Origin of the sequence: Kribbella sp. NBC_00482, assembly GCF_036013725.1 — a bacterium.
Lineage (GTDB): Bacteria > Actinomycetota > Actinomycetes > Propionibacteriales > Kribbellaceae > Kribbella.
The window spans coordinates 1,771,279-1,790,059 of record NZ_CP107881.1 but is presented as its reverse complement, the minus strand read 5'-3'; the positions used below and the strand labels follow the sequence as shown (position 1 = coordinate 1,790,059).

General features: G+C 68.7%; 20 protein-coding genes. 11 read left to right on the top strand and 9 right to left on the bottom strand.

Annotated features, from left to right (window positions below; translation table 11 throughout):
- Positions 1 to 7: 7 nt before the first annotated feature.
- Positions 8 to 1,081 carry a maleylacetate reductase gene (locus tag OHB24_RS08980; RefSeq protein ID WP_327638489.1) on the bottom strand — a complete coding sequence of 358 codons (1,074 nt, stop codon included), beginning with the start codon at positions 1,079 to 1,081 and terminating at the stop codon, positions 8 to 10.
- 64 nt (positions 1,082 to 1,145) lie between these two features.
- On the opposite strand from OHB24_RS08980, the gene OHB24_RS08975 reads away from it, so the two are divergent.
- Both OHB24_RS08975 and OHB24_RS08970 read left to right on the top strand, forming a co-directional pair.
- Positions 1,146 to 1,928, top strand: coding sequence for an IclR family transcriptional regulator domain-containing protein (locus OHB24_RS08975; protein ID WP_327638488.1), 783 nt, complete (start codon positions 1,146 to 1,148; stop codon positions 1,926 to 1,928).
- Between the two features lie 64 nt (positions 1,929 to 1,992).
- Complete coding sequence (locus OHB24_RS08970) at positions 1,993 to 2,934, top strand: DUF1905 domain-containing protein (RefSeq protein ID WP_327638487.1); 942 nt, start codon at positions 1,993 to 1,995, stop codon at positions 2,932 to 2,934.
- A gap of 6 nt (positions 2,935 to 2,940) precedes the next feature.
- On the opposite strand, the gene OHB24_RS08965 is transcribed toward OHB24_RS08970, so the two are convergent.
- Both OHB24_RS08965 and OHB24_RS08960 read right to left on the bottom strand, forming a co-directional pair.
- Positions 2,941 to 3,360 carry a VOC family protein gene (locus tag OHB24_RS08965; protein WP_327638486.1) on the bottom strand — a complete coding sequence of 140 codons (420 nt, stop codon included), beginning with the start codon at positions 3,358 to 3,360 and terminating at the stop codon, positions 2,941 to 2,943.
- A 247-nt stretch (positions 3,361 to 3,607) separates the two neighbouring features.
- Positions 3,608 to 4,627, bottom strand: a complete 1,020-nt coding sequence (locus OHB24_RS08960) for an SIS domain-containing protein (protein ID WP_327638485.1) — start codon at positions 4,625 to 4,627, stop codon at positions 3,608 to 3,610.
- A gap of 139 nt (positions 4,628 to 4,766) precedes the next feature.
- On the opposite strand from OHB24_RS08960, the gene OHB24_RS08955 reads away from it, so the two are divergent.
- The gene (locus tag OHB24_RS08955; protein WP_130388014.1) at positions 4,767 to 5,486 is read left to right on the top strand and encodes a GntR family transcriptional regulator; all 720 of its coding nucleotides are present in this window, start codon (positions 4,767 to 4,769) and stop codon (positions 5,484 to 5,486) included.
- Positions 5,487 to 5,678: 192 nt separating this feature from the next.
- On the top strand, positions 5,679 to 6,704 hold the full coding sequence (fbaA, locus tag OHB24_RS08950) for a class II fructose-bisphosphate aldolase (RefSeq protein WP_327638484.1): 1,026 nt from the start codon (positions 5,679 to 5,681) through the stop codon (positions 6,702 to 6,704).
- A gap of 65 nt (positions 6,705 to 6,769) precedes the next feature.
- On the opposite strand, the gene OHB24_RS08945 is transcribed toward fbaA, so the two are convergent.
- From OHB24_RS08945 to OHB24_RS08935, 3 genes are read right to left on the bottom strand one after another with little or no spacing between them, the layout of a single operon-like run.
- The gene (locus OHB24_RS08945) at positions 6,770 to 7,741 is read right to left on the bottom strand and encodes a type IV toxin-antitoxin system AbiEi family antitoxin domain-containing protein (RefSeq protein WP_327638483.1); all 972 of its coding nucleotides are present in this window, start codon (positions 7,739 to 7,741) and stop codon (positions 6,770 to 6,772) included.
- 45 nt (positions 7,742 to 7,786) lie between these two features.
- The gene (locus OHB24_RS08940) at positions 7,787 to 8,530 is read right to left on the bottom strand and encodes a GNAT family N-acetyltransferase (protein WP_327638482.1); all 744 of its coding nucleotides are present in this window, start codon (positions 8,528 to 8,530) and stop codon (positions 7,787 to 7,789) included.
- 12 nt (positions 8,531 to 8,542) lie between these two features.
- Positions 8,543 to 8,992: an HNH endonuclease gene (locus OHB24_RS08935; protein ID WP_130388011.1), complete on the bottom strand. Its 450-nt coding sequence runs from the start codon at positions 8,990 to 8,992 to the stop codon at positions 8,543 to 8,545.
- A gap of 143 nt (positions 8,993 to 9,135) precedes the next feature.
- Between OHB24_RS08935 and OHB24_RS08930 the strand changes: the two genes are divergently transcribed.
- The 3 genes from OHB24_RS08930 to OHB24_RS08920 all read left to right on the top strand — a co-directional run bounded on the left by OHB24_RS08930 (position 9,136) and on the right by OHB24_RS08920 (position 11,684).
- Positions 9,136 to 9,543: a DUF3151 domain-containing protein gene (locus OHB24_RS08930; protein ID WP_327638481.1), complete on the top strand. Its 408-nt coding sequence runs from the start codon at positions 9,136 to 9,138 to the stop codon at positions 9,541 to 9,543.
- Positions 9,544 to 9,586: 43 nt separating this feature from the next.
- Positions 9,587 to 10,324: a 2-phosphosulfolactate phosphatase gene (locus OHB24_RS08925; protein WP_327638480.1), complete on the top strand. Its 738-nt coding sequence runs from the start codon at positions 9,587 to 9,589 to the stop codon at positions 10,322 to 10,324.
- 154 nt (positions 10,325 to 10,478) lie between these two features.
- Positions 10,479 to 11,684, top strand: coding sequence for an MFS transporter (locus OHB24_RS08920; RefSeq protein WP_327638479.1), 1,206 nt, complete (start codon positions 10,479 to 10,481; stop codon positions 11,682 to 11,684).
- On the opposite strand, the gene OHB24_RS08915 is transcribed toward OHB24_RS08920, so the two are convergent.
- On the bottom strand, positions 11,671 to 12,492 hold the full coding sequence (locus tag OHB24_RS08915) for an AraC family transcriptional regulator (protein WP_327638478.1): 822 nt from the start codon (positions 12,490 to 12,492) through the stop codon (positions 11,671 to 11,673). The genes OHB24_RS08920 and OHB24_RS08915 overlap by 14 nt on opposite strands.
- 57 nt (positions 12,493 to 12,549) lie before the next feature.
- Here OHB24_RS08915 and OHB24_RS08910 point away from each other — a divergent pair, with 57 nt between their 5' ends.
- From OHB24_RS08910 to OHB24_RS08900, 3 genes are read left to right on the top strand one after another with little or no spacing between them, the layout of a single operon-like run.
- Positions 12,550 to 13,035 (top strand): VOC family protein, encoded by a 486-nt coding sequence (locus OHB24_RS08910; protein WP_327638477.1) that lies wholly within the window; start codon positions 12,550 to 12,552, stop codon positions 13,033 to 13,035.
- A gap of 47 nt (positions 13,036 to 13,082) precedes the next feature.
- Positions 13,083 to 13,778, top strand: coding sequence for a phosphatase PAP2 family protein (locus tag OHB24_RS08905; RefSeq protein ID WP_327638476.1), 696 nt, complete (start codon positions 13,083 to 13,085; stop codon positions 13,776 to 13,778).
- A complete protein-coding gene (locus OHB24_RS08900) occupies positions 13,778 to 14,485 on the top strand; it encodes a phosphatase PAP2 family protein (RefSeq protein ID WP_327638475.1) in 708 nt (235 codons plus the stop codon). The genes OHB24_RS08905 and OHB24_RS08900 overlap by 1 nt, the downstream gene beginning before the upstream one ends.
- Here OHB24_RS08900 and OHB24_RS08895 read toward each other — a convergent pair.
- Positions 14,470 to 15,282, bottom strand: a complete 813-nt coding sequence (locus OHB24_RS08895) for a DUF1206 domain-containing protein (protein ID WP_327638474.1) — start codon at positions 15,280 to 15,282, stop codon at positions 14,470 to 14,472. The two genes, OHB24_RS08900 and OHB24_RS08895, sit on opposite strands and share 16 nt — an antisense overlap.
- A gap of 345 nt (positions 15,283 to 15,627) precedes the next feature.
- Here OHB24_RS08895 and OHB24_RS08890 point away from each other — a divergent pair, with 345 nt between their 5' ends.
- Entirely contained in the window at positions 15,628 to 16,908 is a 1,281-nt protein-coding gene (locus OHB24_RS08890; RefSeq protein ID WP_327638473.1) for an adenylosuccinate synthase, read from the top strand.
- Between the two features lie 24 nt (positions 16,909 to 16,932).
- Here OHB24_RS08890 and OHB24_RS08885 read toward each other — a convergent pair whose 3' ends face one another.
- Positions 16,933 to 18,777 (bottom strand): serine/threonine protein kinase, encoded by a 1,845-nt coding sequence (locus tag OHB24_RS08885; protein WP_327638472.1) that lies wholly within the window; start codon positions 18,775 to 18,777, stop codon positions 16,933 to 16,935.
- Between the last annotated feature and the right edge of the window lie 4 nt (positions 18,778 to 18,781).

The window sequence follows — 18,781 nt, the reverse complement described above, 5'->3', positions numbered from 1 at the left end:
TCGCTCATCAAGGTCGCGTACCGGACCAGGCGCGGGTCAGGACCTCCCGCACCAGGTCCTCCGTCACCGGAATCGGGTTGTCCGTCGGCTTGAACGCCGCGGCTGCTTCCGCGACCTGCGCCTCGGTCAAGCCCAGCTCCCGCAAACTTGTCGGCACCCCCGCCGCCTGGAACAGGTCGAACAATCCGCCTGCCAGGTCTGTTGTTCCCAAGGCGGCTTCCAGCCGCGTTTTCGCTTGTGGGACTGAGGAAGCGTTGACGCGGGCAACCTGAGGAAGTAAGGCCGCATGTGTTTCTGCGTGCGGCAGGTTGTAGGTGCCGCCCAGCAGATGGCACAGCTTGTGATGCAGGCCGGTCCCGGCCGTCGCCAACGCCGAACCTGCCAAGCAGGCGCCGTACAGAAGGTTGCTTCGAGCATCTAGATCGTCTGGGGCGGGCAACACGTCCCGCAATCCGTTGCTCAACGCGCGCAGTCCTTCCACCGCGGTCAGCTCCGTGATCGGATCGGCCTTCGGTGTCCAGACCGCCTCTACACAATGCGCGATCGCATTCGCCACGCTCGCCGCCGTCACCTTCAACGGCAGCCCACGGCTCAACACCGGGTCATAAACCACCACCCGAGGCAGCACACGCATGTCAGTCCCAGTGCTCTTACGCCCCGCCGTCGTCTCGCCCCACACCGGCGTCATCTCGGACCCGGCATAGGTCGTGGGCACAGCAACAACCACAACCCGTTCGGTGGTGAGGGCGATCGCTTTGGCGAGGCCGATTGCGGAGCCGCCACCGATGGCGATGACCGCGTCGGCGCCGGTCTCGCGTGCTTTGGCGCGCGCGTTCTCGGCGACCTCGGTGGGGACATGCTGCGCCACGCCGTCGATCCGGCCGGCGACGCGGTCACCCAGTTGGCGTCCCACCAGGTCGGCCGCGGCCCGCGCGGAGTTCGTCGCCACCACGAGCGCCCGCCGTACCCCGAGCGTCTCGACCTCGGTCGCGACGCGGTCGAGCGAGCCGGCCCCGAACACCACCCGCCCGGGCAGGAACGTGTGTACGAACCCAGCATCAGGCTCGACTGGACCTGGCATCGGCAGCTCCGCTAGGATTTCGCTCAGCGAATAGTTCTTCTTTCAACGAAATGCAGGCTAGCCGATGCCGGGTGACGCGTCTACAGGCACGTTTCTGCAAGGTCTGGAGCGAGGCCTCGCGGTGATCCGCGCGTTCTCCACCGAAGCGCCCTCGCTCACCCTCAGCGAGGTGGCCCGCGCCGTCGGCATCACGCCCGCGACAGCGCGCCGGATCCTGCTCACGCTGGAGGAACTCGGCTACGTACGCAGCGACAACCGCCGTTTCTCCCTCACCCCGCGCGTCCTCGCCCTCGGCTGGGCCTACCTCTCCTCCCTGGATCTCGGCGAACTCGCCGGCCCGTTCATGGAGGAACTGAGCGCCAAGACCCGCGAGTCCTGCTCGATCGCGACCCTCGACCTCCCAGACATCGTGTACGTCGCCCGCGTGCCGACCAGCCGGATCATGACAGTCGCCCTCGGCGTCGGTGCCCGGCTCCCGGCGTACCCGACCTCGATGGGCCGGGTCCTCCTCTCCGCCCTGCCCGACGAAGACCTGACGGCGTACCTCGAGACCCTGCAGGCCGAACCGCTCACCGATCGCACGCTCACGGACCCGGACGACCTTCGCGCCAGCATCGCCCAGGCCCGCGTCGACGGTTACGCCCTCGTCGACCAGGAACTCGAACTCGGCCTCCGCTCCATCGCGGCCCCGATTCACAACTCCCGCGGCCGCGTCATCGCCGCGCTCAACGTCTCGGCACACGCCTCCCGCTCAACCCCGACGTCGCTCTGCGAAGAGTTCCTCCCGCACCTCCAGGAGGCCGCGACGCAGATCACCACCGCCCTCACCCACCGCGGCAACTTCTGATCGGCTGGAAATCGGTACCGAATCCGGAAGTGGTCTGTCCGGAACACGGCCTAGCATCTGACCCATGGATCAGTCGTTCAGCGGCGAGGTCATCGAGTGGCGCGGTCCCGCGCCGTACTACTTCGTTCCCGTGCCGGAGGAAGAGTCCGACGCGTTGCGGGCCGTGGCCTCGGCTGCCAGTTACGGCTGGGGCGTGTTGCCGATTCGCGCCCGGATCGGCAGCACCGAGTGGAAGACGTCCCTGATGCCGAGGGACGGCAACTACGTGCTCCCGCTGAAGGACGCAGTACGCAAACCGCACGGACTGGACGCAGGCGACATGGTGGATGTCCGGCTCATGCTGGACGCACTGCCCGAGAGGGCGAAACGCCCTGCTCCTCCGCGGACGCCGGTACCTCGTCCCTCAGGCTCCCGCGAACCGATCGCCGCGGAACAGTTGACGATCGTCCCCGCGAACCAGGCGACCGCCGAGGACGTCGAGGCGGTCTTCGGTACCAGGGGTGACACCGCGCGCTGCTCGTGCCAACGGTTCCGGATGCTGCCGAAGGAATCCTGGGCCTCGGAAGGTCCCGAGGAGCTCGCCGCCCGGCTCCGCGACCAGACCTCCTGTGGAAACCCGAAGGCCAAGGCCACGAGCGGCCTGGTCGCGTACCTCGACGGCGAGCCCGTTGGCTGGTGTGCCGTCGCGTCGCGCGCCGACCACCCGCGGTTGCGCCGCGACAATCGCGTCCCCTGGATGGGCCGCACCGAGGACAAGGCCGACACGACGGTCTGGGCCGTGACCTGCTTCGTCACCCGCGCCGGCTACCGGCGGCGCGGTATCAGTCGTGCACTCGCCCGCGCCGCCGCCGACTTCGCCCGTGAACGCGGCGCCCGCGCCGTGGAGGGCTATCCCGACTTCGTCGACGGCGGATCGGTCGGCACACTCGGCACGTTCGCCGATGCCGGATTCGCCGAGGTGAGCCGGCCGGGCAAACGCCGCGCGGTCATGCGGATCGACTTCTGAATCGCCTCAGGCCTTCAGTTCTTCGAGAATCTGCAGGTAGTGCGGGTTGTTCATGATGCCGATCAGGTTGCCGAACGGGTCGACGACCGACGCGGTGCGGAAGCCCGTGTTGTTGCCTCGCTCAACGATTCCCTCGTTGAGGGTTGCCCCGAGCTCGAGCAGCCGCGCGAGCGTGCCCTCCAGGTCGTCGACGTGCCAGTTGACGATCGCCCCGGCCGCCGCCGGCCCGACCTGGTGCGTCGCGTACTTGGCGTCGATGATTCCCAGCTCGCACTGGAAGTCCCCGAACCGGAACTCGACGTACGCCGGCTCCTCCGCGGTCGGCACGGCGTAGTACGCCTCGATCCCCAGCAACTCCTCGTACCAGCGCCGCGCCGCCTTCACGTCGCCCGCGTAGAAGCTGACAGTCGCAAGCCCTCGCAACATCGTGGTGGTCCTCTCTCAGGTGCTGCCCCGGTTGATGACCACCACGATTCCACCCAAAGTGCTCACCGAGTGAGCACTTTGTTGAGGTCCGGTCTGGTAATCCATCGCCTACTGCGGGGCACTCGGCACGGCACCTCGCCGCACGGGTGCAAAGGCCACGATGCTCCGCATCGAGACCTTCGCCCCCGCACGCCGAGCCACCGCACCGAGCACCTCCTCGCTACGGCGCTGGATCACCAGACCGGACCTAGTCGGTTTGGGTGACTTTGCGGAGGCCGCGGGGGGCGTCGGGGTCGAGGCCGAGTTTGCGGGCCAGGAGCTCGATGGCGCGTTGGGCCGGGATGACCAGGGCGAGCGGCGCCAGCGTCTCAGGGAGGTCGGGGCCGGCCAGGTTCACGTCGCAGCGGGAGGCGAACGTGGGGTCGCCGCCGATGCCGAGGATCTTGCTGCCCTTCTCGCGGACGATGCCGGCCAGCTCGGTCATACCGGGCAGGGCGGGACCTTCGCCCGCCGCGACCAGGATCGTCACCAGGTCGGAGTCGACGACCGCGATCGGGCCGTGCTTCAGGTCGGCGTACGAGAGTCCGCGGACCGGCTGCAGGCAGGTCTCCTCGAGCTTCAGTGCGACCTCGAGCGTCGTGCCGAACGTCAGTCCGCGACCACTCGCCAGTACGTCGTGCGCACCCGCCAGCAGGTCCGCCGCCGCCTCGACCGACCCGGACAGCATCTTGGTCGCGGCGTCTGGGACCCGCGCGATGTCGGCGTCGAGCGTCCCCGGCCGCGGCGCGAGCGCGTCCACGGCGACCGTGATCGCGGCCAGCTGTGTCGTGTACGTCTTCGTGGCCGGTACGGCGAGCTCCTTGCCCGCCTGCGTGATCAGGGCGACGTCGGCGGTCGAGGCCAGCGGGCTGTTGCCGTCGTTCGTGATGCCGACGATCGCCGCGCCGTTCCGCTTCGCCCACTCGGCGGTGTCGACGATCTCCTGGGTCGCGCCCGACTGGCTGACCGCGACCACCAGTGAGTTCGAGAGGTCCAGGTTCGCGCCGTACAGCGTGGCAACCGAAGGAGCGGCCAGCGACGCCTGCCGGCCGGCGTGGATCTCGGTCAGGTAGCGGCCGTAGACCCCCGCGTTGTCGGACGATCCGCGCGCCACGAAGATCACGTTCCGGCGCCCGGCGGCCAGCCGGGTGATGTCGTGCCGCAGCGGCAGAACATGCTCGAAGGTCGCGGCGAGCGCGGCCGGCTGCTCGGCGATCTCGGCCGCCATCCGGGTCTCTTGGGCGGGGACAGACACCACTACGATCACTGGTCCTATCTGGTCTTAACAGGTATGCTGCGCACGATAGCAGTGAGCGGCGTCCCGGGGCACCCCCGAGACCCGCCCAGGTCTGGAGGATCGAGATTCCATGGTGGCGACGAAGCGGGCCCAGGTCCGATCGGTGCTGGAGCGGCTGATCGACGTCGAGCTGCATCCCGGGGACCCGATCCCCTCCGAACGGGCCCTGGTGGACAAGCTCAATGTCTCCCGGGTCACCGTCCGGCAGGCGATCAGCGACCTGGTCGAGTCCGGTGCCCTGGAACGGGTGCACGGCAAGGGGACCTTCGTCACCGGTCCGCAGGTCGACTCGCAACTGCACCTCACGTCGTTCTCCCGGGAGATGCGCGCCCGCGGGCTCGAGCCCGGGACCGTGGTGCTGTCGGCCAGCGAGATCGAGGCCTCCGACGAGACCGCGAAGGGCCTGCGGGTCGCGAAGGGCACCAAGGTGATCCGGGTCGAGCGGCTCCGCACGGCCGACGCGTCGCCGATGGCCTACGAGGTCGGCTACTACCCGTCCGCGCTCTTCCCCGGCCTGCTCGGCCGCGAGCTCGGCACTCTGTACGACGTCTTTGCCAGTGAGTACGACGTCGTCGTCACCTCCGGTGAGCAGACCGTCCGGGCGGACAACGCCGACGGTCATGTCGCCCGGGTGCTCGGCGTGGCCCGGCGGGCACCCCTGCTGGTCCTCGAGCGCACCACCTTCGCCGGCCGCAAGGTCGTCGAACTGTCCTGGTCGGCCTACCGCGCCGACCGCTACCGGCTGCACATGGCCTTGACCCCCCGCGGCCCGCGCACCGGGTCGGCCTGAGCCCGACCCGGGGCGGTCATCGGGCCGCAACGAACTGGACCTGTCCTGTTCATCAACTGGTCTACATCCCTGCCGATCGCTCCCCGGCCACCGGGCCGGTTCGGAAGGTGGGCCGCCGGATCCGACGAAGTGCCCGGCAGCAATACTGGAGCCGAACCCACAAGAACTGTGTTGTGAGGAGTACCGCGAGACATGCCTATTGCAACCCCTGAGGTCTACGCCGAGATGCTGGACAAGGCCAAGCAGACCCGCTTCGCCTACCCGGCCATCAACGTCAGCTCCTCGCAGACGCTGATCGCCGCGATCCGCGGTTTCGCCGAGGCGGGCTCGGACGGCATCGTCCAGGTCTCCACCGGCGGCGCCGACTACCTGTCCGGTTCGACCGTGAAGAACATGGTGACCGGCTCGGTCGCGCTGGCCGCCTACGCGCACGAGGTCGCCAAGAACTACCCGGTGAACATCGCGCTGCACACCGACCACTGCCCGAAGGACAAGCTCGACGGCTTCGTCCGGCCGCTGCTGGCGATCTCCGCCGAGCGCGTCGCCCGGGGCGAGAACCCGCTGTTCCAGTCCCACATGTGGGACGGCTCGGCGGTGCCGCTGACCGAGAACCTGGAGATCGCCAAGGAGCTGCTGGCCCAGGCGGCCGCGGCGAAGATCGTCCTGGAGATCGAGGTCGGCGTCGTCGGCGGCGAGGAGGACGGCGTCGCCAACGAGATCAACGAGAAGCTGTACACCACCGTCGAGGACGGCCTGGCCACGGTCGAGGCCCTCGGCACCGGTGACAACGGCCGCTACCTGACCGCGCTCACCTTCGGCAACGTGCACGGCGTCTACAAGCCCGGCGCGGTCAAGCTGCGGCCGGAGATCCTCGCGGAGATCCAGGACGCGGTCGGCGCCAAGGTCGGCAAGGAGCGCCCGTTCGACCTGGTGTTCCACGGCGGGTCCGGCTCGACGCTCGAGGAGATCCGGGCTGCGGTCGACAACGGCGTCATCAAGATGAACGTCGACACCGACACGCAGTACGCGTTCACCCGGCCGGCGGCGGGGCACATGTTCGCCAACTACGACGGCGTGCTGAAGGTGGACGGCGAGGTCGGCAACAAGAAGGCCTACGACCCGCGTGCGTGGGGCAAGGCGGCCGAGGAAGGTATGGCGAAGCGCGTCGCCGAGGCCTGCGAAGACCTTCGCTCGACGGGCACGTCGCTGAACGCCTGACATCATCTGGTCCTCCTGTAGGGGATCTGCGAAGGGCTCACCGCCACCGGCGGTGGGCCCTTCGCTCACATCCGGGCTAGGTCGAAGTGGCGGATTCCGGTTCGGCGGGCGGCTCGGGTGAACGTGGTTCGGATGCGGTCGGCCACGGTCGGTGGGTCGGCGAGGTCGGTCCAGGAGATCCAGCAGTGCTCGACGGGTTGCGGTCCGTCGGGGTCGGCGGTTGCCGGCTCGGGGATCGGCTCCTCGGCGGAAGGATCGAATTCCTCGCACCAGAAGGGGAAACGCGGTTCGAACTCGACGACGGTGCGCTCGTCGGGGAACCACAGTCCTTCGGCTGCGGAGACGTCGGGATCAGTTGGTTCGGAGTCCGGTGGTGGTGATGGGCTGGGTGCGGGGAGGCCGGCGTCGGCGAGGATGAAGCGCAGGCGGGACTCGGCGATCGACGCCGATCCGGTGAGCTGGTCGAGGACTCTGGACGCGCGCTTGGTGCCGTGATCGAGCAGCGTGACCGCACGGTTCAACGTCCGCCGGTCGACGAGTCCGGCGTACATCGCCGCATCGGCGAGGACGACCGCGGGCGCGGGTGGGGCGGTCGCGGCCACCTCGGCGATCGCCCTGGCAGGCGAGGTCATGCGCAGCCTGTTCCACAGTTGGAGGCCGGGTCCCACTGGGTCGCGGATGTGGCGGTGCACGCCGCGTAGCCGGCCGGAGCGACCGTCCGACGCGGTCACGTGGACGCGGGTGAGGTCGAGACCCCAGACAGGCAGGGCATGCAGGGCCGCGGCCGACTGGTGGCTGGCGAACACACTGGGTCCGCTCGCGCGCAGGACGTCGTAGATCCGGCGCAGATGGAGGACCTCGTCGGTGACGAGCCTGAGTGAACGGTGAGCGGCATACGTCCCGCGCCGGATCCGTCGCCAGGAGCCGGAGTGGAGCAGGGAGTCGATATCAGCGTCGTGGTATCCGGAGGCGCGGGCGTCGGCCCGGGTGAACACGCCACCCCGGATCGACGCCATCACGGCGAGTTGAGGATTCATGCCCAAGAACGTGCCGCGATCCGACCCCGCCCGGACTCACGATTTTCAATCTGTGGAGAACTCGTGCCGGACCCAGACGTTCGGCTCGACGTACACCGCGCGATCGGCGACGACATCACACTCCACCGGAACGAGCGCGCCCGGAACCTCGACCGGACCGCTGCGGTCGAACGGAAGCCCGGTCCAGGTACGCCATTCCGCAAGGGATCCCGCGATCACCCACGAGGCCGGTGCGACGGAGACGATCCGCCCACCGACGCGAACATGGGTGCGGAGCCACGGGTCGAAGGGGAGGCCGTCGGGGCGGGTGCGGGAGGCGTAGTCGTCCATCGCGATGAAGGGCTCGAGCTGCTTGTGTGTCGGGCGTACGGGCGCGTCGAGGGCCTTGAGGCCTAGAGCAGCGGTTGCGTCGCGGAGTGCGGCGAGGAGGAGGGCGGCGACGCCCTCGCCTTGGAAGTCGCGGGCGACGCTGATGTTCAGGGCGCAGGCGGTGTCGGGCCGGACGCCGCGGCGGGCGTCGGTGAAGGCGCGGACGACTGACTGTTCCCAGCCTCCGGCCGGGAAGTTGCCGCCGCGGAGTTGGACGGCGTGGGCGTCGCCGACGGGTCTGCCGTCCGAGGTGGCGATCAGACAGGTGTCGGCGAACGTCTCGACCGTCTGGGCGAAGTACGCCTCGGAGACGCGGTTGTGGCGCATGAAGGCCGGCCAGTCGCCCACGTCGATGTCCGCGTGGGCGAGGTCGGGACGATCAGCGACAGTGGTGATCTCGATGTTCTGGGCGGAGGGCATAAAAAAGGCCCGTCATGTGTCTATGACGAGCTCTGCGCGGGTTGGTACCCAGGGTTGCCAGAGGAGGGGCATGTTGGCCTCGGACGGGGTGCGGTTGCCTTTCCGCTCGTTGCAGGAGGCATGGGCGGCCACGGCGTTCAGCCACTCGGTGCGGCCGCCCCTTGATCTGGGTTGGACGTGGTCCATGGTGTCGGCGTTCTCGAGACCGCAGTACGCGCACCGGAACTTGTCCCGCCGCAGGACGCCGTGCTTGCTGTACTTCATCCGGCCGGCCGCGTAGCGCCAGTGCGTCACGACGTACCGGACCAGGCGGAGGACTCGAGGAACCGGAAACGGGCCGATCGTTCGCTCTCCGTGCGACTCTTCCACCACTGCGACCTCCCGCACCAGCATCCGGATGGCGTGCTGGATCGAGACGGTGTGCAGCGGTTCGTACGACGCGTTCAGGACTATGACGCTCATCCGGTGCCTCCTTCCGGCCGTAGCTGGGAACCACGGCGGTTGATGCAGGGTCTCAAGCATCCGTGGCCGCTGGGTGAACGGTCAACGGATTTCGCCAGACGGTCACGTGCCGGTACGGCTGCGTGATCGGCGAAGATGTGCTTATGGAATTGAACAATCTGCTGTCCGGTCCACCCGAGACACTACTACCGGTCGACCCGGCCGCGGCGGAACTCGCCGACGGGGCCGCTCCGGCGGACGTCGCGGCCAAGTACCCGACGTCGTCGCTGGCCTGGGCCGTGCTCGCCGAGGGGGCGCTCGAGGGCGGGCGCACGATCGAGGGGTACGCCTACGCGCGCACCGGCTACCACCGGGCCCTCGACCTGCTCCGTCGGAACGGCTGGAAGGGCCACGGGCCCGTGCCGTGGGAGCACGAGCCGAACCGTGGATTCCTGCGCGCGCTGGCTGCGCTCGGGAAGGCTGCGGCGCTCATCGAGGAGAAGGACGAGGCCGAGCGCTGCGTCACGTTCCTGCGGGACTCGTCGCCGGCTGCTGCCGACGCGCTGAGCTGAAACCTGCTTGTGGGGTCGGGCACCCGGCGGAATGATCTGCCGGGTGGCCAGCCCTTACGCGCAGGACGGATTCGGCATCGGGTTCGAGTGGGGGCCGGTGGGCGCCAGGGTCGTTGCCGGCGACATCGTCGCGGTCGTCGACGTGCTGTCGTTCACGACGGCGGTGACCGTCGCGGCCGACCTCGGGATCGACGTCTACCCGTACCGATGGCGCGACGAGACGGCAGTCACGTACGCCGAGCACCACGGTGCGAAGCTGGCCGTCGGCCGTTCCGAAGCAGGTCCCGACGACGTCAGTCTGTCTGCGGCGTCCATCAGGCGAGTGACCGGGATCACCAAGCTTGTGCTGCCGTCGCCGAACGGTTCGACGATTGCCAAGCTCCTCAGTGACAGCGGTGCGACAGTGCTGGCGGTGTCGTTGCGGAACCGGCGGGCTGCCGCGGACTGGGTCAAGCGCCACGGTGCCGGCCGTAAGGTCGTTGCGATCGCGGCAGGGGAGCGCTGGAAGGACGGGTCGCTCCGGCCTGCGGTCGAGGATCTCTGGGGAGCCGGCGGGTTCCTGAGCGGGCTCGAGGGCGACAACCTCTCCCCGGAAGCACGGGCGGCGGTGGCGGCGTACGACGCGGTTGCGGACGAACTGCCCGCGCTCCTGCACGAGTGCGCCGGCGGCCGCGAGCTCACGCAGTACGGCTTCAGTGAGGACGTTGCGATCGCGACCGAGGTCGACGAAAGCGACTCGGTGCCGGTGCTCGAGGGCGGTACGATGTTCCGGTCAACCTGAAACATCAAGGTTTCTGCCCGTTGACAGTGCCGGCAGGCGGTGAGCGTCCCCGCTTCCTGTCGAACATGGACGGTTCTAGGCGGATGGACAAGACCGGCGAAGCTGGACGCCCACGGTCGGGTCCCCGCCCCATCGGGCAGCGGAAGGTCACACCGTGCCGGCTCTCACCGGACGGATCGACGCGCCCTCGAACACGTATGCAGCGGTACTGCGTACTCCCGGCGCGTGGAAGTTCTACCTAGCGGCGGCCCCGGCCCGGATCGGGATCGCCATGACCGGCCTCGGCATCGTCTGGCTGGTCCACGGATCGACCGGCTCGTACGCCGCGGCAGGTAGCGTCACCGGCGGCTTCGCCGTCGCCGAAGCGCTCGCCGGACCGCAGGTCGCCCGGCTCATCGACCGTTTCGGTCAGACCCGGATGTTGCCCGTCACGCTGCTGGCGCACGCAACGACGATGGCGCTGCTCATCGGCCTCACCGTCTCGCACGCGCCTCTGTGGTCACTCATCGTGGCCGGTGTCCTCGCCGGTGGATCGCTACCGCAGCTGAGTGCGCAGACCGGGGCGCGGTGGTCGCACGCCCTCCGGGACACGCCACTCCTGTCCACAGCGTTCGCCTTGGAGGCGTTCAGCGTCGGCATCGCGTTCATGGTCGGCCCTGGACTGGTCGGCATCGTGAGCTCGTCCATCAGCCCGGCGATCGGTTCGATCCTCGCGACGAGTCTCCTGCTCTCCGGTGGCTTCCTGCTGGCAGTGCAACGGGGTACGGCGCCGCCGCCGAGCACGCCAGGTCACCATCAGAGTCCCAAACGCTTGCTGCACAAGCGATTCGTCGGCCTGGTCGGTACGAACATCGGCATCGGCCTGTTCTTCGGCAGCATGCAGGTCTCCGTCACGGCGTTCGCCGTCTCACGAGGTACGCCGGGTCTGGCCGGACCCCTCTACAGCATCACCAGCCTGGTGAGTCTGTTCGCCGGACTCCTGTACGGAGCGAGGCGCTGGCGGATCGCTCCGGAGACACAGTTCGTGATCGCCTTCGTCTGGCTGACCGTGAGCTGTCTGCCCTTGATCGCGGTGCACAGTCCGCTGACTGCGGCGTTCGCGTTGGCGCTCCCCGGCCTGGCGATCGCGCCGTTCCAGACCCTGTCGGCGGTGCTGACCGAGTCGGCCGTCGACTCCGCGGTCCTGACCCAGGCCTTCACCTGGGTGAACTCGGGCGGCGCCGCAGGTATGGCGCTCGGCTCGGCGTTCGCCGGCTTGGTCGTCGACGGGCACAGCCCGCAGTACGGCTTCGCAGTAGCACTCGGAGCGGCGCTGACGGCGACCGCAATGGCGGTGATCGTGAAGGTCAGCGGTAGGTGATCTGGCGTTCGGCCGCGGCGCGTGCCGCGTACTCGGCCGGCGTCAGCCCGATCTGCTGCTTGAACTCCTTGGAGAAGTGGGCCTGGTCGAAGTAGCCGAGGGAGGCGGACAGCTCCGCGAGCTCGGCGGCTTCGCCCTCGGCGAGCAGTTCCGCGCCGTCATGCAGCCGATAGCGTCGCAGCACCCACTTCGGACCCACGCCGACGTACCGCCGGAAGAGCCGCTGCAGTGTGCGGATCGGTACGCCGAAGCGCTCGGTGATCTCGTCGACGCGGGCCATCGAGCGGTCGGCGGCCATCGTCGACACGATCTCCCGGACCAGCTCGTACGACGGATCGGGCGGTGCCAGGTGATCGCGCAGGAACGCCTCGAACACCGCGCGCCGCCGGACGTCGGACTCGGCCTCGAACATCAGGTCCGCGAGCCGATCGCCGTCGGGGAACACCGCGGTCAGCGGCAGCACCTCGTCGCGGAACGAGCCGACGTCGAGGCCGGTGATCGCGCCGAAGCCGCCGGCCCAGAACTTCACCCCGAACGCACGCCCGCGCCCGCGCAGCTCGCGCTCGAACTTGCGCGTGCAGACGCCGTTCACGAAGGCGCCGCCCGGCTGCTCGAACGTCACGTTCACCGACGGGAACGGCAGCACCTCGGCCGTGTAGGGCTCGTCGAGGTCCCACTCGACGATCCAGTACCACTCCACGAACCGCGCGGCCTCCGGCCCGGCGGCGAGCCGGTTCAGCGAGCGGTGCCGGGCCTGCTCGCGGGGATGCAGGATCCCCTTCTCGCTGTCGGACGGTGACGTGCTCACGCTGGCTGTCGCTTTCTTACAAGACCGGTACGGCGCTCGCCGCGTTGACTAAGAGTCATGACGACGAACACGGTAAACCCCATCCCCGACGGTTATCACTCGCTGACCCCGTACCTCGCCGTACCGGACGGCCCGAAGGCGATCGAGTTCTACCAGTCGGTGTTCGGAGCCGAGGTGATCAGCCGGCAGGACATGCCGGACGGGCGGGTCGGCCAGGCGGAGCTGAAGTTCGGGAACTCGATGCTGCAGTTGAGCGACCAGATGCCGCAGATCGGCTTGCGGGCGCCGAACGGCGAGTGGGTGCACTCGTCGCTGGTGCACTACGTGACGGACGTGGACGCGACGTACGCGAAGGCGGTCGCGGCTGGGGCGAAGCCGGTGGAAGAGGTGCAGACCTTCATGACCGGCGACCGCTTCGGCACCGTGATCGACCCGTTCGGTCATCGCTGGGCGATCCTGACGAAGGTCGAGGACGTGTCGCGGGAAGAGGCCGATCGCCGGGTGAAGGAATGGCTGGCCGCGAACCCGGAGGAGCTGCAATAGGCGCATAAGACGGCCGGCAGCGGGCCTTGCGGTGCAAGGATGCCGTCATGGCCCCTACCGTCGTCTTTCCCTGGCGCCGGCTGACGCGGGCGGTCGTCTACGCGGTCGTCGTCGCCGTCCCGCTGGCGATGCTGGCGTTCCTCGTCCGCACCAAGTACGACCCGCTGGTCACCCTCGACGAGGACATCATCGTCTCCGCAACCGACTACACCCGGGGCCACCCACGGTTCCGGTCGTTCGTCGAGACGTGGGAGATGATCAGCCAGCCCTGGGTGATGTACCTGATCCTGGGCCTGCCGGTGAGCCTCTACGTCTGGTTCGGCAGGCAGCTGCGGACGCGGGCCTGGTGGGCGCTGGCGACGATGGCCGCCGGCTGGGCCATCGCGGGCGTGCTCAAGCTTCTCGTACGCCGTGCCCGTCCCGAGATCGACGACCCGATCGCCCAGCACGCCGGATTCTCCTTCCCCTCCGGTCACGCCACCAACAGCGCCATCGTTGTCACCGTGGTCGTGCTGCTGATCTGGCCCCTCGTGGGTACCGGTCTCCGGAGGTTGCTGGTCGGTCTCGGTGCGGTCTGGGTGATCGTGACGTGTGCCGACAGGCTGTATGTGGGTGCTCACTTCCTGTCCGACGTCACGGCAGGTGTGCTGCTCGGGTGCGGGCTGACAGCAGCCTCGTACGCGGGCTTTGTGGGCTGGAGGCCGCCAACCCCCACCGGCAGCACGACGAAAGGTCCAGACTGATGGCGTTCCGCACCCGCTGGCAGGACGACACGTCCCGACCCACTGCCAAGGAGGCGGGCCGTGACCTGATGGTCCGCGCACTGGCCCCTCTCGTGGCGTGGTGGCTGGTCGTGGTCGGGATGGGCTGGCTCCTCACCGACGGCCCGCTGAAGGACCTGGGCGACTCCGAGGACAGTGTCAGCAAGAGCTTGGAGTCGTCACGCACGGCGTTCGGTGACGCAGTCACGCTCTTCTTCTCGTGGACGGGCGCGACGGTCAGCATCATCGGCGTGTGCCTGGTCGTGGTCGTGCTGGTCTGGCGGCGGACCAAGCAGTGGTGGTTCGCGGTCGTGCCGCTCATCGCGATCGCTCTGCAGGGGATGGTCTTCTTCGTCACCCAGCTCCTGATCCCTCGCGAGCGTCCCGACGTCGGGAAGCTCGACGCCTCGGCGCCGACCAACAGCTTCCCGAGCGGACACTCCGGTGCCGCGACCGCGCTGTACTTCACCCTGGGACTGATGGCCCTGCGGATCACGAACCCGGTGCTCCGCAGCGTGGTGGTCGGCGTGTGCCTGGTGATCCCGTTCCTCGTCGGGACGGCACGGCTCTACCGGGGCATGCATTTCCTCAGCGACGTGGCGGTGGCCATCCTCAACGGCTCGGTCGCGGCCCTGCTCGCCTGGTGCTGGCTGCGTCGCGGCCCTGTGGAGGATCAGATGCGCGCGTAGCGGGCACGCGCGAAGGAGTACACGCCGTACGCCGCCAGGCCGAGCGCGATGGCGAGCAGGACGACCGTGCCGGCGGGCAGGTCTCGCATCGATCGGAGGCCTCCGTCCAAGCCAGCAGCCTTGCCTGCCCGCTGCTGGATCGCGGCCGTGACGAAGAGGATGCCCACAGCCGCCAGTGCGATGCCCTTGCCGATGTAGCCGACCCTGGCGGCGATGACCACCCACCGACCCGGGTGCTCCTGCAGGTCTCCGAGGAACCGTTCCCGCCAGCCCTTGTGCACGTGGTAGGCGGCGATGCCGATGATGGCGACGCCGACCAGACCGACGAGCACCCGGCCACCCGGTGCCTCCATCAGGGTTGCCGTGAATTCCTTGGTCTGCTGGTCGCTCGACGTACTCCCGCCCGAGGCGAACGTGAATGCCGTCCAGGCGAGCGCGCTGTACACCACGAGCTTGCCGCCGGCCTTCGCCTTGTCGGACGCCTCGTGCCGGGTGACGATCTCGGTCAGCTGCCAGAGGGCGAGCAGGGTGAACCCAACCGCGAGCACCCAGAGCAGGACCTGTCCGAACGACTTCTCGGCGAGCGTGGCCAGCGCGCCCGACTGACTCGCCTCCTGCTGTCCGCCACCGCCGAGAGCGATCTGTGCGGTCAGGTAGGCGAGTAGCAGATGCAGGACGCCGCTGGCGCCGTAGCCGAGGCGTGCCCCCCACTCGACCACGGGATGGTCACCGGCCCTGGCTGCGGCCCTCTTCGCCTCGCCGCGTACCTCGCCGGACCGATCGCTGCTGCTGTTCATGCTGTTCTCCCCTCGCCTGCGAGTACCCAGCAGCTATCGCTGGTAAGCCTCGTAGGCGCCGGAGACTGTTCTCGTCAGAGAACGAGGAAGCGGCCCGCCGGAACCGTCCCCTGCGGCAGTTTCGGCGGGCCGCTGACTAAGAGTGTGCACGCGATCACGGAAAATGGCAACCCGTCACCTGATGAAACAGCGACTTGAAACGATCGCTGGAGAGTTGTGGACAAGCCCGAAACGAGTGAGCTCCGGTCCGGTAGGCTTTGGTCGCAAGAGCCTGGATGCGTTGCCGGATGAATGTCCGGTGAACGTCTCCGGGCTTCAACCGTTTCAAAGCACAGGAGGGCTGAGATGCCCGCAATCGTGCTCGTCGGCGCCCAGTGGGGCGATGAGGGCAAAGGCAAGGCGACCGATCTGCTCGGCAACACGGGCGAGGTCATCGACTACGTGGTGAAGTTCAACGGCGGTAACAACGCCGGCCACACGGTCGTGATCGGGTCCGAGAAGTACGCGCTGCACCTGCTCCCGAGCGGCATCCTCACACCGGGCGTCACCCCGGTGATCGGCAACGGGGTCGTGGTCGACCTCAGCGTGCTGTTCGAGGAGCTCGACGCGCTGCAGGCGCGCGGAGTGGACACCTCCCGGCTGGTGGTCAGTGCGAGCGCGCACGTGATCCCGCCGTACAACCGGACCCTCGACAAGGTCACCGAGCGGTTCCTCGGCAGCCGCAAGATCGGGACCACGGGTCGTGGCATCGGTCCGACGTACGCCGACAAGATGAACCGTCTCGGCATCCGGATCCAGGACCTGTACGACGAGAAGATTCTCGAGCAGAAGGTCACCGGCGCGCTGGAGCAGAAGAACCAGCTGCTGGTGAAGGTCTACAACCGGCGCGCCGTCGAGATCCACGAGGTCCTGGACGAGCTGCTCCAGTATGCCGACCGTCTGAAGCCGATGGTCGCCGACACCAGCCTGCTGCTGAACAAGGCGCTCGACGACGGCAAGACCGTGCTGATGGAGGCCGGTCAGGCCACGCTGCTCGACGTCGACCACGGCACGTACCCGTTCGTCACCTCCTCGAACGCGATCTCCGCGGGTGCCTGCACCGGCACCGGTATCCCGCCGACCCGGATCGACCGCGTGATGGCCGTCGTGAAGGCGTACACCACCCGTGTCGGTGAGGGTCCGTTCCCGACCGAGCTGCTGGACGCGGACGGCGAGTGGCTGCGGACCCAGGGCGCCGAGTTCGGTGTGACCACCGGCCGTCCGCGGCGCTGCGGCTGGTACGACTCGGTCATCGCCCGGTACGCCGCCCGCGTGAACGGTGTCTCCGACTTCGTCCTCACGAAGCTGGACACGTTGACCGGCCGTGACAAGATCCCGGTCTGCGTCGCGTACGAGGTGAACGGCGTCCGGCACGACGAGATGCCGATGACCCAGACCGACTTCCACCACGCGGTCCCGGTCTACGAGGAATTCGACGGCTGGTCCGACGACATCACCGGCTGCCGTTCCTTCGACGACCTGCCGAAGGAAGCGCAGACCTACGTCCGCGCGGTCGAGTCCGTCAGTGGCGCCCGCATCTCCGCCATCGGCGTGGGTCCGGAGCGCAGCCAGATCATCCAGCTCTGAGCTGAGCCGCCGGCCTCCCCGTCGTCAGTTACCGATGATGGGGAGGTCCCGGATGAACGGCGCGTTCCGCAGGTCGCCGAGCGTCGGGCGCTCGATGTTCGGCGTCTGGATCGGAGACCGCGCCCAGTCGGCGCCGGCGCCCTGGGTCGCCTGGTAGAACATGAGACCGCCGACGGCCAGCAGGACGACCGCGACGAGTGCGGACAGCCAGTGTGGGCGGAAGACGTTGCGTGCTGCGATGTGCGCACCACGACGCAGTGAGCTGCCGCCCGGTCCCCACCAGCAGCAGAACAACGCGGTGAGGGCAGCGCTCCCGAACCCGACGGCAGACAGCGGCCGCCAGTCGAGGTCGTACGTCGAGGCCGCCAAGGCAGTGACGATGCCGCCGACAACAACCGCTGTGAGCAGCGGCAGGATCAGGCACGGCAGTGTGATCAGGGCCGCGGTCGCGAGCTGCAGTGGGCTGGCGGCTGCGGCGATGACGCCGTCGGACTTCCCGGCCCGGCCACGGACCTGACGGCGCCGCATCAGCGCCGTACTCGAGCGGTCCACCGTCCGGGCGAGGACCAGCAGCAGGATGGCCACAACTGCGCCGACCCCCGGAGTCAGGGCGACCAGTCCGGTCAGCGCGAGCATGAAGCCGACGATGACCGCAGTACGCCGACCAGTCGGCGGAGACTTGACGGGTTGAGCTGGTTGGGCCGGCTGGACAGGCGCCGGCTGAGCAGGCTGCTGGTAAGGCGCCGGAGGACCGCTCTGGTACGGCGGCGCGCTCTGGTACGGCGCAGGCGCATACGGGTTGTAGACAGGAGGCGCCTCGGCCACCGGCTTCTTCGAAGCAGCTTCGCGGATCTTGTCCCGCATCGGAGCGAACGCGGACAGCGGCGGAATCACCGGCGGAACCAGCTGCGCCACCTGGGTCGGCGTCGGCCCCGTCGGCTCCTCGACCGCGGGCTCCTCCGTCGGCATGAGCTTCGTCACCAACTTGGTCGGCGGTACGGCGGCCACGGTCTGAGCCTCACGTGGCGGGAGCGCGTCGCGACCCTCGGCGTACCGGCTGAGGCCGGTCATGATCTCTTCTTGCGTCGGCCGGTCGGCCTTGTTGGGTGAGAGCGCTGCGGCGAGCAGTGACTTCAGTCGCGGGTCCAGCCCGTCCAGATCGGCGTGGCCCTGGTGCACCCGGGCCAGCACCGCCTCGAACGGTCCCTTGCCGAACGGCCGGCGTCCGGTCGCGGCGAACGCCGCAGTGGCCGCCCAGCCCCACCAGTCCGCGGACTGCGACACCATCTCGCCCTCGATGAGCTCAGGTGCCAGGTAGCCCGGCGTACCGATCACCAGACCGGTCTGGGTGAGTCGCAGGTCGTCGGCGGCCTGTGCGATGCCGAAGTCGATCATCACCGGCTTGCCGTTGCACATCATCACGTTGCCGGGCTTGAGGTCGCGGTGGATCACTCCGGCCGCGTGGATCGCCTGGAGCGACTCGGCGAGACAGCCCGCCAGTGGGAGCCACTTCCGCGGGGTCAGCGGTCCCCGCTCGTCCACCTGCTCATCCAGCGGGCGGCCAGGAACGAAGCGCGTCACCAGGTACGGCCGCTCACCCTCCAGGTCGTGGTCGAGGATGCCTGCCACGCCCGGGTGGTCCACCTTCTGCAGCGTGGTCGCTTCGCGCTCCAACCGGGCCCGCGCGATCGGGTCGTGCGCCACGTGCGACCGCAGCACCTTCAGCGCGACCTCTTGGTGTTCGGGTCCCTCGGCCAGGTACACGACACCCATGCCGCCCTGTCCGAGCCGTCGGATCAGCCGATACGGCCCGACCCGCTCTTCCACCTCCTCTTCGCGGGTGGAAGGCGGCCCCCCTGTCACTGACATTCTT

Bases quoted from the DNA above. Each gene is read 5' to 3' on its own strand.
- OHB24_RS08980 (WP_327638489.1), bottom strand. From the start codon at position 1,081: ATGCCAGGTCCAGTCGAGCCTGATGCTGGGTTCGTACACACGTTCCTG.
- OHB24_RS08975 (WP_327638488.1), top strand. From the start codon at position 1,146: ATGCCGGGTGACGCGTCTACAGGCACGTTTCTGCAAGGTCTGGAGCGA.
- OHB24_RS08970 (WP_327638487.1), top strand. From the start codon at position 1,993: ATGGATCAGTCGTTCAGCGGCGAGGTCATCGAGTGGCGCGGTCCCGCG.
- OHB24_RS08965 (WP_327638486.1), bottom strand. From the start codon at position 3,360: ATGTTGCGAGGGCTTGCGACTGTCAGCTTCTACGCGGGCGACGTGAAG.
- OHB24_RS08960 (WP_327638485.1), bottom strand. From the start codon at position 4,627: ATGGCGGCCGAGATCGCCGAGCAGCCGGCCGCGCTCGCCGCGACCTTC.
- OHB24_RS08955 (WP_130388014.1), top strand. From the start codon at position 4,767: ATGGTGGCGACGAAGCGGGCCCAGGTCCGATCGGTGCTGGAGCGGCTG.
- fbaA (WP_327638484.1), top strand. From the start codon at position 5,679: ATGCCTATTGCAACCCCTGAGGTCTACGCCGAGATGCTGGACAAGGCC.
- OHB24_RS08945 (WP_327638483.1), bottom strand. From the start codon at position 7,741: ATGAATCCTCAACTCGCCGTGATGGCGTCGATCCGGGGTGGCGTGTTC.
- OHB24_RS08940 (WP_327638482.1), bottom strand. From the start codon at position 8,530: ATGCCCTCCGCCCAGAACATCGAGATCACCACTGTCGCTGATCGTCCC.
- OHB24_RS08935 (WP_130388011.1), bottom strand. From the start codon at position 8,992: ATGAGCGTCATAGTCCTGAACGCGTCGTACGAACCGCTGCACACCGTC.
- OHB24_RS08930 (WP_327638481.1), top strand. From the start codon at position 9,136: ATGGAATTGAACAATCTGCTGTCCGGTCCACCCGAGACACTACTACCG.
- OHB24_RS08910 (WP_327638477.1), top strand. From the start codon at position 12,550: ATGACGACGAACACGGTAAACCCCATCCCCGACGGTTATCACTCGCTG.
- OHB24_RS08905 (WP_327638476.1), top strand. From the start codon at position 13,083: ATGGCCCCTACCGTCGTCTTTCCCTGGCGCCGGCTGACGCGGGCGGTC.
- OHB24_RS08900 (WP_327638475.1), top strand. From the start codon at position 13,778: ATGGCGTTCCGCACCCGCTGGCAGGACGACACGTCCCGACCCACTGCC.
- OHB24_RS08895 (WP_327638474.1), bottom strand. From the start codon at position 15,282: ATGAACAGCAGCAGCGATCGGTCCGGCGAGGTACGCGGCGAGGCGAAG.
- OHB24_RS08890 (WP_327638473.1), top strand. From the start codon at position 15,628: ATGCCCGCAATCGTGCTCGTCGGCGCCCAGTGGGGCGATGAGGGCAAA.
- OHB24_RS08885 (WP_327638472.1), bottom strand. From the start codon at position 18,777: ATGTCAGTGACAGGGGGGCCGCCTTCCACCCGCGAAGAGGAGGTGGAA.